Source organism: Pseudomonas sp. FIP_A4 (assembly GCF_036701605.1).
GTDB lineage: Bacteria > Pseudomonadota > Gammaproteobacteria > Pseudomonadales > Pseudomonadaceae > Stutzerimonas > Stutzerimonas phenolilytica.
In genome coordinates, this window is record NZ_JAYDXP010000112.1 from 1 (window position 1) to 13,315 (window position 13,315).

The 13,315-nt window shown below is 67.2% G+C and carries 15 protein-coding genes and 1 pseudogene; 4 read left to right on the forward strand and 12 right to left on the reverse strand.

Annotated elements, in window-relative coordinates:
* Positions 1-266 (forward strand): annotated as a pseudogene (locus U8L64_RS02930) (Bcr/CflA family drug resistance efflux transporter); the annotation flags it as partial.
* On the opposite strand, the gene U8L64_RS02935 reads toward U8L64_RS02930, so the two are convergent.
* From U8L64_RS02935 to U8L64_RS02945, 3 genes are all read right to left on the reverse strand, one after another.
* On the reverse strand, positions 267-437 hold the full coding sequence (locus tag U8L64_RS02935; protein ID WP_175415072.1) for a hypothetical protein: 171 nt from the start codon (positions 435-437) through the stop codon (positions 267-269).
* A gap of 110 nt (positions 438-547) precedes the next feature.
* On the reverse strand, positions 548-1,498 hold the full coding sequence (locus tag U8L64_RS02940; RefSeq protein WP_043298057.1) for an adenosine deaminase: 951 nt from the start codon (positions 1,496-1,498) through the stop codon (positions 548-550).
* A gap of 430 nt (positions 1,499-1,928) precedes the next feature.
* Positions 1,929-2,519 carry an IMPACT family protein gene (locus U8L64_RS02945; protein WP_333393854.1) on the reverse strand — a complete coding sequence of 197 codons (591 nt, stop codon included), beginning with the start codon at positions 2,517-2,519 and terminating at the stop codon, positions 1,929-1,931.
* Positions 2,520-2,714: 195 nt separating this feature from the next.
* Here U8L64_RS02945 and U8L64_RS02950 point away from each other — a divergent pair, with 195 nt between their 5' ends.
* Positions 2,715-3,044 carry a four-helix bundle copper-binding protein gene (locus U8L64_RS02950; protein WP_054093449.1) on the forward strand — a complete coding sequence of 110 codons (330 nt, stop codon included), beginning with the start codon at positions 2,715-2,717 and terminating at the stop codon, positions 3,042-3,044.
* A 10-nt stretch (positions 3,045-3,054) separates the two neighbouring features.
* On the opposite strand, the gene U8L64_RS02955 is transcribed toward U8L64_RS02950, so the two are convergent.
* The 3 genes from U8L64_RS02955 to U8L64_RS02965 all read right to left on the reverse strand — a co-directional run bounded on the left by U8L64_RS02955 (position 3,055) and on the right by U8L64_RS02965 (position 6,208).
* Entirely contained in the window at positions 3,055-4,608 is a 1,554-nt protein-coding gene (locus tag U8L64_RS02955) for a sensor domain-containing diguanylate cyclase (RefSeq protein WP_333393856.1), read from the reverse strand.
* A gap of 229 nt (positions 4,609-4,837) precedes the next feature.
* Entirely contained in the window at positions 4,838-5,224 is a 387-nt protein-coding gene (locus U8L64_RS02960; protein ID WP_054093451.1) for a hypothetical protein, read from the reverse strand.
* Positions 5,225-5,374: 150 nt separating this feature from the next.
* Positions 5,375-6,208, reverse strand: a complete 834-nt coding sequence (locus U8L64_RS02965; RefSeq protein ID WP_333393859.1) for an NYN domain-containing protein — start codon at positions 6,206-6,208, stop codon at positions 5,375-5,377.
* Positions 6,209-6,327: 119 nt separating this feature from the next.
* Here U8L64_RS02965 and U8L64_RS02970 point away from each other — a divergent pair, with 119 nt between their 5' ends.
* Positions 6,328-7,032 (forward strand): DUF1294 domain-containing protein, encoded by a 705-nt coding sequence (locus U8L64_RS02970; RefSeq protein WP_102827687.1) that lies wholly within the window; start codon positions 6,328-6,330, stop codon positions 7,030-7,032.
* A gap of 49 nt (positions 7,033-7,081) precedes the next feature.
* Here the strand turns inward: U8L64_RS02970 and U8L64_RS02975 are convergent, their stop codons facing one another.
* Together U8L64_RS02975 and U8L64_RS02980 are read right to left on the reverse strand one after the other, a co-directional pair.
* Positions 7,082-7,426 (reverse strand): zinc ribbon domain-containing protein YjdM, encoded by a 345-nt coding sequence (locus U8L64_RS02975; protein ID WP_077682563.1) that lies wholly within the window; start codon positions 7,424-7,426, stop codon positions 7,082-7,084.
* Positions 7,427-7,525: 99 nt separating this feature from the next.
* Positions 7,526-8,029: an acyl-CoA thioesterase gene (locus U8L64_RS02980; protein ID WP_008570537.1), complete on the reverse strand. Its 504-nt coding sequence runs from the start codon at positions 8,027-8,029 to the stop codon at positions 7,526-7,528.
* 326 nt (positions 8,030-8,355) lie between these two features.
* On the opposite strand from U8L64_RS02980, the gene U8L64_RS02985 reads away from it, so the two are divergent.
* A complete protein-coding gene (locus U8L64_RS02985) occupies positions 8,356-9,036 on the forward strand; it encodes a c-type cytochrome (RefSeq protein WP_043298049.1) in 681 nt (226 codons plus the stop codon).
* Here U8L64_RS02985 and codA read toward each other — a convergent pair.
* The 4 genes from codA to U8L64_RS03005 form a co-directional block, all read right to left on the reverse strand.
* Positions 9,030-10,265, reverse strand: coding sequence for a cytosine deaminase (gene codA / locus U8L64_RS02990; protein WP_333393865.1), 1,236 nt, complete (start codon positions 10,263-10,265; stop codon positions 9,030-9,032). The two genes, U8L64_RS02985 and codA, sit on opposite strands and share 7 nt — an antisense overlap.
* A 143-nt stretch (positions 10,266-10,408) precedes the next feature.
* Complete coding sequence (locus tag U8L64_RS02995) at positions 10,409-11,170, reverse strand: phytanoyl-CoA dioxygenase family protein (protein ID WP_333393868.1); 762 nt, start codon at positions 11,168-11,170, stop codon at positions 10,409-10,411.
* A 39-nt stretch (positions 11,171-11,209) separates the two neighbouring features.
* Positions 11,210-12,631, reverse strand: a complete 1,422-nt coding sequence (locus U8L64_RS03000) for an ATP-binding protein (RefSeq protein WP_333393870.1) — start codon at positions 12,629-12,631, stop codon at positions 11,210-11,212.
* Positions 12,625-13,284 (reverse strand): response regulator transcription factor, encoded by a 660-nt coding sequence (locus tag U8L64_RS03005; protein ID WP_333393871.1) that lies wholly within the window; start codon positions 13,282-13,284, stop codon positions 12,625-12,627. Before U8L64_RS03005 ends, U8L64_RS03000 begins: the two co-directional genes overlap by 7 nt.
* Positions 13,285-13,315: the final 31 nt, after the last annotated feature.

The window sequence follows — 13,315 nt, forward strand, 5'->3', positions numbered from 1 at the left end:
TGATGCTGCCGCTGTTCTGCTCGGTGGCGTGCCTGGGCTGCCTGCTGCCCAACGCCACCGCATGCGCGATGGCCGATCAGCGTGCCAACGCCGGTAGCGCCTCGGCGCTGCTCGGCAGCCTGCAGTTCGCCATCGCCGCGGCGGCGGCCGCCGCCGTGGGGGCGCTGCATGACGGCTCGGCGGTGCCGATGGCCGCGGTCATCAGCCTGTGCGGGCTGCTGGCCGCCGTCACCGCTTGGGTGACGGCGCGGGCGCGGACCAACTAACTAAACGCTGGCGCGGACCGGCAAGCTGTGTGGCGCGGTTAGCCGGCGCTGCAGCGTGTTGACGAAGGCGCGAGCTTCGGCCTCGTTGCGGAAGGTGACCGGATGACGATCCAGCCGGACCTGCCAGGCACCATCGCGGCGAGGCGTGAGCGGGCGGACGAGAATGTTCATGGCGAACCCTCGAGGATTGGTGAGCGGAAAGTCCACTCTAGACCTGCGAGCGCAGCGGCGCGCCGGGCGTGTTGTCGCACGGCGACGGCCGCCTCGCAGGGCGCCGGTCGTCAGTAGGCCAGGCGTGCGTCCAGGCTGTTCTGCGCCAGGCGCCGGGCCTGCTCCTCGGTCATACCCAGGCTCTCGTGCAGCGCCATGAAGTTCTCGGTCACGTAGCCACCGAAGTAGGCCGGGTCGTCCGAGTTCACCGTGACCTTCACGCCCTGTTCCAGCAGGTCGAGGATGTTGTGCTGGCGCATGTCGCCGAACACCTTGAGCTTGGTGTTGGACAGCGGGCAGACCGTCAGCGGGATCTGCTCCTCGATCAGCCGGGCGATCAGCTTCGGGTCTTCGGCGGCGCGTACGCCGTGGTCGATGCGGCTGACCTTGAGCAGATCCAGCGCCTGCCAGATGTATTCCGGCGGGCCTTCCTCGCCGGCATGTGCGACGGTCAGCAGGCCCTCGGCGCGGGCCTTGTCGAACACGCGCTGGAACTTGCTCGGCGGATGGCCGACTTCGGAGCTGTCCAGCCCGACGGCGAAGAATGCGTTGCGATACGGCAGCGCCTGTTCCAGCGTCTTGAACGCTGCCTCTTCCGGCAGATGGCGCAGGAAGCTCAAGATCAGCCCGCTGCTGATGCCCAGCAGCTCACGACCGTCGGCCAGCGCCGCGCTGATGCCGTTGAGCACGGCCTCGAAAGGCACACCGCGATCGGTGTGGGTCTGCGGGTCGAAGAACGGTTCGGTGTGCACCACGTCCTGCTCCTCGCATTTCTGCAGGTAGGCCCAGGTCAGGTCGTAGAAGTCCTGCTCGGTGCGCAGCACATCGGCACCGCGGTAATAGAGATCGAGAAACTCCTGCAGGTTGTTGAAGGCGTAGGCCTGGCGCAGGGTCTCCACGTCCTTCCACGGCAGGGCGATCTTGTTGCGTTCGGCGAGGCGGAACAGCAGTTCGGGTTCCAGCGAGCCTTCCAGATGCAGATGGAGTTCTGCCTTGGGCAGGTTGTTCAGCCATTCGTACATAGCGCGATTCTCGTCGTCCGGGTGTCGGGGCATTCTATCGGTGGGCTGTCGCGACCGATATGCCCTAGCAGCGCCGTATGACAACCATGCGACTGTCCAGGCTGGCCTGGTGATTATTTGACCAGCGGTCTGAAGCCCAGCAGTGGCGGGCGCCGGCGCGTTTGTTCCCAGCGTTATCCACAGAGTTCTCCACCTCATCCGGGCATAACTTGCAGGACCGAAGTGCCAGCAGATGGCAAAACGTCATCTCTCGACTCATCAGTCAAAAAATGCGGCTATTCAACGGGTTGGGGCGGTGCGCAAGAAATATCGGAGGCTGTTGCTCAAATTCTGAGCGGCCGCCGCGGGGCCGCATGGCAGCGGCCTCGCGGACCATCATGCAAAGGTTATCCACAGCGGCGTCCACAGTAATTGTGGGCAAACTCGATGCTCAGTCGTCGAGCGCTTGCAGCTGGCTGCGGCCGCGGCTGATATCGGCGAGCAGGCGCGCTAGCGGTTGCAGGCTGGCCGCCGGCAGTGCGATATCGAGGGTGGCGCCTTCGGCGTCGAAGCGCTCGTCCTCCAGTAGCGCGTCGAAATCCGCCAGGCGGGATTTGACCAGCGCCAGCTCGGCGAAGCGGCAATGACAGCGGCAGCGCGAGCGCGACACCAGTTCGCTGCGCTCGCCGGCCTGCAGGCATTTGGCCGTGGTGCCGCCGTAGGCGCGGGCCAGCCCGCCGGTGCCGAGCTTGATGCCGCCGAACCAGCGGATCACCACCACCGCCACCCGGTCGAAGTCCTGTCCCTCGATGGCCGTCAGCATCGGCCGTCCGGCGGTGCCGCCGGGCTCGCCGTCGTCGCTGAAGCGGTACTGGTTGCCGATCTTCCAGGCCCAGCAGTTGTGCGTCGCGATCGGATCGCTGACGGCATGGATGAAGGCCTGCGCCTCGTCGGCGGTGGAGACTGGTGCGGCCTTGGCGAGGAAGCGGCTCTTGCTGATGACTTCCAGCAGTTCACAGGGCGCGCTGAGGGTGAAAGGCATGGCGGATACGGCGCTGGGCGGCGAATGACGGGCGGCCATTGTAACGGCAGCGGCACGGCTGTGCGGCGCGCGACGGGGAGACCGCCGGGCGAGCAGGCTGAACTTCCAGCGGCCCGCGGGCGCCCTAGCAGATAGGCGCCGCCGCCGAGTCCGCGTGCCGCGCCTTTCGCCGATGACCGAACGGAGGATCTTGTCATGCTCAATCCCCAATACCAGTCATGCATCCAGGCCTGTTCCAGCTGCGCCCTGACGTGTGAAACCTGCGCGGCGTCGTGCCTGCGCGAAGACGACGTGAAAATGATGGCGCGCTGCATTCAGCTCGACCGCGATTGCGCCGACCTCTGCGCGGTCGCCGCGCTGCTGATGACCCGTGACAGTCCCTATGCGCAGCTCGCCTGCCGGCTGTGCGCACAAGCCTGCCGTGATTGCGCGCAGGAGTGCGCCAAGCACGCACACGCGCATTGCCAGGATTGTGCGCAGGCGTGCCAGCGCTGCGCCGAAGAGTGCGAACGCATGGCTGCCTGACGGCCGGTCGTCAGCCCTCGGCGTCGCTGAGGGCGACGTCGTTGCGGCCGCTCTGCTTGATGCGGTACATCGCCTGGTCCGCCGCGGTCAGCAGGGCCTCGAACGTCTCGCCGTGGGCCGGATACAGGGCGATGCCGATGCTGCAGGCGATTGTCTGCTCGCCCGCATCGGTGGCGATGGGCGCGCTGATCGCGCGCAGAAGCGACTGCCCGGCACCCAGTGCATGCTCCGGCAGCGTCACGTCGCGCAGCAGAACGACGAACTCGTCGCCACCGTAGCGCGCCACCGTGTCGTAGGCGCGGCTTGCGTGCAGCATGCGCTGGGCAACCGCCTGCAACACCTGGTCGCCGATCTCGTGACCGCGCTGGTCATTGATGTCCTTGAAGTGGTCCAGGTCGATCACCATCAGCGCGAACGGCGTGCCGTGCCGCTGCTGGTAGGCACAGGCTTCGCTGAAGCGGGCGGCCAGCAGGTGGCGGTTCGGCAGGCCGGTCAGCGCGTCGTGGGTGGCGAGATAGGTGGAGCGCTCATGCTCGCGCGCACTGTGCTCGATACGCCGGAAATGACTGACCAGCACCGTCGGCGTCAGCACCAGGGCGCCGGCAAGGATGGCCAGCAGCGTCAGGGTTTCTCCGGTCAGCAGGTCGTCAAGATGCAGCTGACGCTCGAATCGCAGCGTGGTGGGCTGCGACCGGCTGTCGAGCACGATCTGCTCGCGCAGCCGCGGCAGCAGTGCGTCCAACGCGCCGTGGCGCACCGGGCCACTGGCGAACAGCTCGCTGGTACCGCCCGCAGCGGCGTGCAGCGAAGCCTCGATGCGCAGGTGCGGATCGGTGCTGGCGTTGCGCGCGATGTCGCGCAGCGACTCAGTCTTGATCAGCAGCATGGCCACCATGCTGTTGCCGAACAGGTTGGCGCGGGTACTCGACGGGTTATCTACCGGCCGCTCGACCCGGCGCAGCAGGATGTAGGCGTCGCCGCCCTCGAACATCGCAAACACCGGCGAGGCGACCGAGCGGGGACGTTTGCGCGCCGCCTGCAGCGCGTACGCCAGATACCCCACGGTTTCCAGCCGGACGCCGTAGATGGCTTGAGCCTGGGGGTACGACGGGTACATGAAAACCACCGGCCAGGTCTCGTCCAGCGGTAGGCGAGCTGGCATCGGATGCGCGGCCTGCAAGGGAAAGTCCCGCAGCCGGAAGTCCTCGCGCCAGGTGCGGCGCAGCAGCTCGACGACGGCGTCCTGCTCGTCCAGCGCGACCCGGCTCGCCACTTCGAGCATGTAGATCTGCGGGTAGGCGGCGACCACGCCCGAGGCATAGCGGGCGGCGGCCTCGCTGTCGTTCTGCTCGACCGCCTGGAGAAAAGCGGAGAAACCGGCGAGAACCGCCTCGTTGGTATTGAGGTGGTTGTGCACGCTGCTGGCGACATTGTTCACCTGCTGGGCGAAGCGGATTTCCCAGCGTTGAAGCTCGCTCTTGAGCAACAGGTGCGCCGAGAAACCGAGCAGCACGAGCGACAGCAAGATGAACCCGGTAAAGGACCGCCGGCGTTTGGTCAGCATAGGCTCTTCCACATACAGGCAGGCGTCCCGTTACCGAGTGCAGACACGCGCGGCGACATGGCTTGCCCAGCGCGCCGGCGCGACGATGGCTCGTCGGGATATTGCTTGGATGTCAAAAAGCTAGCAAAGCGCCAGTAAAACGTCTACCGGACGAACGGCTCTAGCGGCTGCCGGTACCAGATCTGCCATTTGCGCCCGCCGCAGTGCAGAGGCCGCTGCACAGGAGCTTCTATTGCTGTGCCGGCGTATCGCTGCTTCGGCAGGTGATTTCGGCGTAGGGCTGATCGGGCGAGTACTCACCCGGCACGCGCTCGGTGCGCTGGGTGTTGGGAGCGACATTGAACACGGGCGAGGCCGAGGTACTCGAGCGCGCTTCGGCGGGAACATGGAATTCGCAGGTGATCTGCCCCTCGGTGCGGTTCATTACCTTCACCGCACGCACGCCCAGCAGTTCGCCTTCGATGCCCTCGGAGCGGGCCGGCACGCCCATCGGGCTGATCTCGACATCCAGACCGTTGAGATGGGCGACGATCTCCGGCTGGGGTGTCTGCGCGCTGGCCCAGGGCGCGAAGGCCTGCGCGGCGCAGGCGAGGGCGACGAGAAGTTGCTTGCTCATGGAAACCTCCTTCGTGCACCTCTAAATAACTGCCTGCGTTGCCATCGCCGCGTTGAAAACAGAGGTGCCTCTACGTTCGGGTCCCCTTTAGAAGGGCCTGAGCGCCGTCGGTTCGATGAGCGGTGATCGCGAGCAGGCGAGCACCCTGGTTCAGTGCTTGCCGTGCTTGCGCAGACGCACGTAGAGGTCCTTGCCGCCGGTGGCGCTGCTGCCGCGCGACTCCAGCTCGAAGCGCGATGGCTGGCCGGCGACCAGGTCGCTGAGTTTGCGGCAGCCGTACAGGCGCGGATCGAATGCCGGACGCAGCTTGCTGATGTTCTGCCCGAGCGTGCCGAGCTGAATCCAGTCGTCCTCCTCGGAAAGGTCGTCGAGCACCTTGGCGATGAAGTCCACCGGCACCTGCTGGCACTTGAGCGCCTCGGTCTTGCTGGCGCCGCGCGGCGTGCGGCTTTGCGCCTGCTCGACCTGCGCTGCGGCGGCGGCCAGCCGTTCCGGTGCGGCGACCTCGGTGGCGGCCTTCGGCGCATCGTCGCGCAGCAGCTCGGTGTAAATGAACTTGTCGCAGGCGGACACGAACGGCGAGGGCGTCTTCTGTTCGCCGAAGCCGTAGACGGTCAGGCCCTCCTCGCGAATCCGCGCGGCCAGGCGGGTGAAGTCGCTGTCGCTGGAAACCAGGCAGAAGCCGTCGAAGCGTTGGGTGTAGAGCAGGTCCATCGCGTCGATGATCAGTGCGCTGTCGGTGGCGTTCTTGCCGGAGGTGTAGGCGAACTGCTGGATCGGCTGGATGGAGTGGTCGAGCAGCACCTTCTTCCAGCTGCCCAGGTTGGGTTTGGTCCAGTCGCCGTAGATGCGCCGGACGCTGGCGAGGCCGTATTTGGCGATCTCCTCGAACAGCGCCTCGACGATGGATGCGGGCGCGTTGTCGGCATCGATCAGTACGGCCAGGTGTTTCTGCTTGTTCGAATTGCTGGGCTTGGCGGCCATGTTGCGTCCTTGTCAGGAGAATGCTCCGACCATAACGCTGGCGTGCGGCCGCTGGCCATAGCGTCGTTGCCGCGCCGGCTCGGTTAGCATGCGCGCTTTCGTCTGCACGGGAAGTTCGCATGGAACGCCGCGGTACGCTGAAAAGCTGGAATGATCTCAAGGGCTTCGGCTTCATCCGCCCGGAGCAGGGCGGCGAAGATGTGTTCGCGCACATCAGCGTGGTGCATGGCGAGCGCCGCCCGCTGGTGGGCGATCGGGTGCTCTATGTGCCGGGACGCGACACGCAGGGGCGGCTGCGTGCCGAGCATCTGCGGCTGGATGCGCCGCTGGCGCTGGACCAGCCGAAGATCCGCCAGCGCCCAGCTGGTGATTCGCGCCCGGCCAGGCCGCGCGCGCCGGCTCGCACGCCGCGCCAGGCTGGCTCCGGCGCCATCCGGCATCTGCCGGCCAAGCTGCTGCTGTTCGCGCTGCTGTGCCTGCTGCCGCTGGTTGGCAGCCTGTACCGGCTCGGTTCGCCACTGCCCTTGCTGATCTATTTGTGCGCCAGCCTGCTGACCTTCCTGCTCTACTGGCGTGACAAGCACAGTGCGCTGAAGCAGCGCTGGCGCACGCCGGAAACCACCCTGCACCTGTTTGAACTGGCCGGCGGCTGGCCGGGCGCGCTGCTGGCGCAGCAGGCGTTTCGCCACAAGACCCGCAAACCGAGCTATCAGGCGGCGTTCTGGCTGATCGTGGTGCTGCACCAGGCGCTGTGGATCGACCTGCTGTTCGTTGGCAGCGGCTTCACCCGCGAACGGCTGGACTGGCTGCTGCGTCTGCTCTGAAACGCAAAAGCCCGGCGGGTGCCGGGCTTGGTTGTTGCGCGCGAGGGGGTCAGACCTTGCGGACGAACTCGGACTTGAGCTTCATCGCGCCGATGCCGTCGATCTTGCAGTCGATGTCGTGGTCGCCGTCGCACAGGCGGATGTTCTTCACCTTGGTGCCGACCTTGACCACCAGCGACGAGCCCTTGACCTTGAGGTCCTTGATCACGGTGACGGTGTCGCCGTCCTGCAGGGTGTTGCCGACCGAATCCTTGATCACCTTGTCGCCGTCGCCGCTATCGGCCGCGCTTTCGGTGGCGCTCCACTCGTGGGCGCACTCGGGGCAGACCAGCATCTGGCCGTCCTCGTAGGTGTATTCGGAGTTGCATTTGGGGCAGGGCGGCAGAGTGCTCACGGCAGAACCTCACGGGCTGATGGCGGAAAGCCGCGCATTGTATAAGGTTTTGCCGGATCGTGCGGCGAGCGGGCCAGCAGCCCGCTGCGGGAGGACGGTTTACTGCACAGCGGCGAGGCGCTCGTTGCCGGTGCGCAGGTCCTGATAGCGCTGCTCCAGTTCGCGGCGAATCTCGCGGCGCTGGTAGGCCTGGGCGAAGCGGCGACGCTGCTCGGGCGTCTTCGGGTTCAGCGGTGGCACCGGCACCGGCTTGCCGTCCTCGCCGAGGGCGACCATCGTGAAGAAGCAACTATTGGTATGCCGCACGGCCTTGCCTCGAATGTCTTCGGTGACGACCTTGATGCCGATTTCCATCGACGTGGTGCCGGTGTAGTTCACCGAGGCGAGGAAGGTCACCAGTTCGCCGACATGCACCGGCTGGCGGAACACCACCTGGTCCACCGAAAGGGTCACCACATACTGCCCGGCGTAGCGGCTGGCGCAGGCGTAGGCCACTTCGTCGAGGTACTTGAGCAGCGTGCCGCCATGGACGTTGCCAGAGAAGTTGGCCTTATCCGGTGTCATCAGAACGGTCATGGTCAGTTCTGCATGTGCGTCTGGCATGGGCTTGCGGCTCCTGGTGTTCTAGGGGGCTGCTACTTTAGTCGAACGCCGCCGTCCTGTGTGTGGCATTTTTGTATCGGTTTCATCTTTTTTTTCGATCGTCAATGCGGCGCAGGCGCGCAGCGCTGGAATCTGGTGAATCCGAGGGGGTAAGCGGCGCTTTTGCCCTGCCTGCACCGGCAATTTGTGAGCGCCGTCGCAAAAGTCCGGCGGTTGCGCTGCCAGCGAAGCGCTTTTGTTGATTTGTGCCGGGGTTGCGCGTGGGGCGCGCTTCTATAGTCGGCCACCCCGCAACGCCCTTCGGCCCTCTCGGTAACGGATGCCCCATGCGCCTTCTTGCACTCGTTCTGCTCAGCTGCCTTGCCACGTCCGCCCACGCCAGTGACGAGGCGATGAAACGCTTCAGCTACCTGATGGCCGACGATACGCGGCGAGAGCAGGCCTACGCCGCGGGCCAGGAACGGGCGCTGTTCTGCAGCTACTGCCACGGCGAGACGGGCAACAGCAAGCGCGCGCACATTCCCAACCTGGCGGCGCAGAATCCGCTGTACCTGTTCCAGGCGTTCGAGAAGTTCGCCAGCGGCCAGCGCACCGACTTCGTCATGTCCAAGCTGGCGGAGAACCTGACGCTGGAAGATCGCGTCAACGTTGCGGTGTACTTCAGTCAGCAGAAGGTCAACCCGCCGACCGCCGCCGCCAACGAACCGCTGCGCGCACGCGGCGAGGCGCTGTTCAAGTCCACCTGCACCGGCTGTCACGGCGTGCATGCCGAGGGTATGGAAACCATGCCGCGGCTGGCTGGCCAGCCTGACGAGTATTTGCGCAAGGCGTTGACGCGCTTTCGCGACAACGATCCCAGCCGTGCCGGCTCGGTGATGATGCCGATCGCCGGCAAGTTGTCACCGGCCGATATCGGCGCGCTCGCCGCCTACCTGTCGCAGCTGCAGCTCAAGCCGGCCGAGGAGCTGGCCGCGGCCGCGCGCCTGCGCGAGATCGCCGCTCACTGACGCTCGATGCGCGCCGGATGGCGGCGCATCAGCACCTTGCCGTTACGCACCGAAACCAGCGCCTGGCCCTGGCTGCGCAGCAGCTCGTAGTCGTCCGGCGCGGAGAGAATCAGCAGGTTCGCCGGCCGTCCCGCTTCCAGCCCGTAGCGCTCGCCGAGGTTCAGTGTGCGCGCGCTGTTGTCCGTGACCAGATCCAGGCAGCGCTGCAGGTCCGCGTAGCCGAGCATGTGGCAGATGTGCAGCCCGGCATCGAGGATGCGCAGGATGTTGCCGTTGCCCAGCGGGTACCACGGATCGACGATCGAATCCTGACCGAAGCAGACATTCAGCCCGGCGCGATCCAGCTCGGCGACGCGGGTCAGGCCGCGCCGCTTGGGGAACGTATCGAAGCGGCCCTGCAGGTGGATGCTCTCGGTCGGACAGGAGACGAAGTTGATGCCGCTCTGCTTCAGCAGGCGGAACAGCTTGGAACAGTAGGCGTTGTCGTAGGAGCCCATCGCCGTGGTGTGGCTGGCGGTGACGCGCGCGCCCATGCCGCGCACGCGTGCCTGCTCGGCGAGCACCTCGAGAAAGCGCGAGTGCGGGTCGTCGGTCTCGTCGCAGTGCACGTCCACCAGGCAGCCGGTGCGCTCGGCCAGGTCCATCAGGAAGTGGATCGAGCTGACGCCCTGTTCGCGGGTGTTCTCGAAGTGCGGGATGCCGCCGACCACGTCGGCGCCCAGCGCCACCGCCTCGGCCATCAGCTCGCGGCCGCCGTTGAACGACTCGATGCCCTCCTGCGGGAACGCGACGATCTGCAGGTCGATCAGGTGGCGGGTTTCCTCGCGCACCTCGAGCATCGACTTCAGCGCCGACAGCGTCGGGTCGGTGACATCGACGTGGGTGCGCACGTGCTGGATGCCGTGCTCGACCAGCATGTCGATGGTCTTCTTTGCGCGCGTCTTGGTGTCTTCGTGGGTCACCTGCGCCTTGCGTTCGCTCCAGCGCTCGATGCCCTCGAACAGCGTGCCGCTCATGTTCCAGGCCGGCTCGCCGGCGGTGAGCGTGGCGTCCAGATGAATATGCGGCTCGACGAACGGCGGCACCACCAGGTTACTGGCGGCGTCGAGGTCGCCCGGGCCGGCCTCGGCCGGTGCCTGCTGCACTGTGATGGCGGCGATGCGCGAGCCGTCCAGTTCGATGCGCTGCAGGCCTTCGCGGCCACGCAGGCGGGCATTGACGATGTTCATCGCGACTCCTTCGTTGCGGTGGTTTCGGGCGCGGCGCGCCACTGCGCAGGACTATATCGCCTGCGCGGCATTCGCGTGGCATCGGGGCCGAACGTCAGGGAGCGTCCGGCGCGTAACCCGCAGCAGGCTCGCCGAGTGCCCGCTCAATCGTATTCGGCAGGCTCGTGCTCGCCCAGCAGGCGCCGCTGACGCAGCGTGGCGGCGGCCAGCACGGCGGGGTTGAAGGTGAACTGCAGGTACGGCGAGAACTTCTGCGCGACCATCCGCCGGCCATAGTGGATCTGCAGCAGGTAACGGCTGCGATCCGGTGTGCGGTTGCGGCTGCCCGCATGCCAGAGGTCGCTACGGAAGAACAGCACATCGCCGGCCCGGCACAGCACCGGCTCGGCCGCGCGTCCCTGCCAGGTGGTTTCGCCGGGGCATGGCTTGCGCCCGGCGCGGTGGCTGCCGGCGATCACCAGCGTCGGGCAGAGGTCGGCGTCGATGTCGTCCAGGTACAGATGCGCGGTACAGATCTGCATCGGCAGCTCGAACGCCGGATCGGCCAGCAGCTGCGGTGGCAGCTCCATCGGCAGATAGTCGATGTGCAGTTCGCCGCCGATGAAACCCGGGCGGCTGCGCCAGGCGGTCTGGCCGATGATGTGGCAGTCCGCGCCGAGTGCCGCTTCGGCCAGCTCGATGACGCCCGGCAGGTCGAGAAAGCGCAGCCAGAACGGCGCGCGGTTGAACACGCAGGTGTAGTGATCGTCCACCAGCCCCTGATAATCCAGGCCGATCGGCGTCAGCCGGTCGATGGCCTCGCGCAGGGCGGCGATGCCGGCCGCGTCGAGCACGCCCGGCAGCAGCACGAAGCCCTCGCGGTGCATGGCCGCGAGTCGTGCGGCGGTGAGGGTGGTCGCGGTCATGCGCGTGCGCCTCGCAACGGTCGGTTTGCCATCTGGCGCCTAGCGGCCGCGCGGGAAGCGTACCCGTACGCACAGACCGCCCAGCGATGAATCCAGCAGTTCCACCGTCGCGCCATGCAGTTCGGCAATGCGCGCGACGATCGACAGGCCCAGCCCGGCGCCTTCACCGTCGCCGAGGCGCACGAAGCGCTCGAACAGCTGCTCGCGCAGTTCGGCGGCGACTCCCGGGCCGCTGTCGGCGACATCCAGATTCAGCGCATCGGCGCTGGCGTGCAGGCGCACCTCGATGCGCCCCTGGTGCGGGGTGTACTGCAGCGCGTTGCCCAGCAGGTTCTGCAGCAGCGTGACCAGGCTCGCGGCATCGCCGTGCAGCTGCAGATCGGCGTGCTCGTCCACCTCCAGCGCCAGCTCCTGCTCGCGCGCCAGGGCCAGTGGAGTCAGCTCGGCGAGGGTTTCGCGCGCCAGCACGCCGAGGTCGAGCGGCACCAGCCGTAGCTGCTGCGCGCTGGGCTCCAGGCGGGCGAGGGTCAGCAGCTGGGCGACCACGCGGGTGGTGCGGTCGACGCCGGCGAGCAGCTGTTCCAGCGCTTCCTCGCGGTCGCGCGGGCTGCTGGCCTGCTGGGCGTTCTGCGCGTGAATGCGCAGCACCGCCAGCGGCGTGCGCAGCTCGTGGGCGGCGTCGGCGATGAAGCGCTTTTCCCGCTCCAGCAGCTGGTTGACCTGTTGCAGCAGGCGGTTGAGCGAGGCAGCCACCGGCTCCAGCTCCTGCGGCAGCGGCGCCAGCAGCAGCGGGGCGAGGTTGTCCGGCGCGCGATCCTTCAGCAGCTGCGCCATGTGCGCCAGCGGCCGCAGGCCCCAGCCCACCGCGAGCCAGATCAGCAGCGCCAGCAACGGCAGGCCGACCAGATCGGGCAGCAGGCTGCGCCGGGCGATCTTCTCGACCAGTTCGCCGCGCACGTCTTCGCGTTCGCTGACCAGGATCCACAGTGCGTCCTGCTGGTCTTCCAGCAGGAACAGCCGCCAGTCGCGGCCATCGAGCACCACATCGTGATAGCCGCCGGACAGGCCGGCGAACGGCGTCGGCGAGCTGCCTGTCGCGCCGAGCAGCTGCTGCAGGGCGCCTTCCGGGGCGCCGGCCGACTGCAGCACGGTACTGCCGTCGGCGGCGTAGACCTGCAAACCCAGCTTGGTCTCGTAGTCGTGCCCCGGCACGCCCTGATCGCGCCGGGCATTCACCGCGGCGTCCAGCGCCTGCTGCAGCGCGCGGCGGGTCTGCTGGTCCATGTCGCGCGCCATCAGTCCCTGCACCAGCCGCGCGCTCTGCGCCAGCTGCGCGTCGAACAGCTCCTCGGTTTCGTGGCGGGCGTCGCGGTAGCTCTGCCAGGAGATCAGGCTCAGCGAAACCAGCAGGGTGCCGAGCAGCAGCGCCAGGGTGCGCTGGCGGATCGAGCGCTTCAGCATTTGTCCACCAGATAGCCGACGCCGCGCACGGTGCGGATCAGCTCGGGGAAGAACTTCTTGCGCAGGTGGTGGATATGCACCTCCAGCGCGTTGCTTTCGATGTCCTCATCCCAGCCGTAGAGCGCCTGTTGCAGTCGGTCGCGGGTCAGCACGCGGCCGGGCTGGGCGAGCAGTTCGTGCAACAGGACGAATTCCTTGCGCGGCAGGCTGACCGGCGCGCCCTGGTAGCTGACCTGCTGGTTGACCGGATCGAGCTGGATGCCGCGGTATTCCAGGGTCGGTTCCGGGCGGTTGAAGCTGCGCCGCAGCAGGGCGCGCAGGCGGGCCTTGAGTTCGGCGACGTCGAATGGCTTGACCAGGTAGTCGTCGGCGCCGGCGTCCAGCCCGGCGATGCGGTCGCTGGTGGCGTCGCGCGCGGTGAGCACCAGCACCGGCACCGGATTGCCCGCCGCGCGCAGGCGCTGGAGCACTTCCAGGCCGTCGAGCCGCGGCAGGCCGAGGTCGAGGATGGCCAGCTCGAAGCTCTCGTGGCTCAGCGCATGTAGCGCGCTGGCGCCGTCCTGCAGCCAGTCGACGGTGTAGCCCTCGGGCTTGAGCGCGGTGCGGATGCCCTCGCCGAGGGCGCGATCGTCTTCCACCAGCAGAATGCGCATGTCGTTCCTGTCGTCTTGAAGGGGCGCGGCG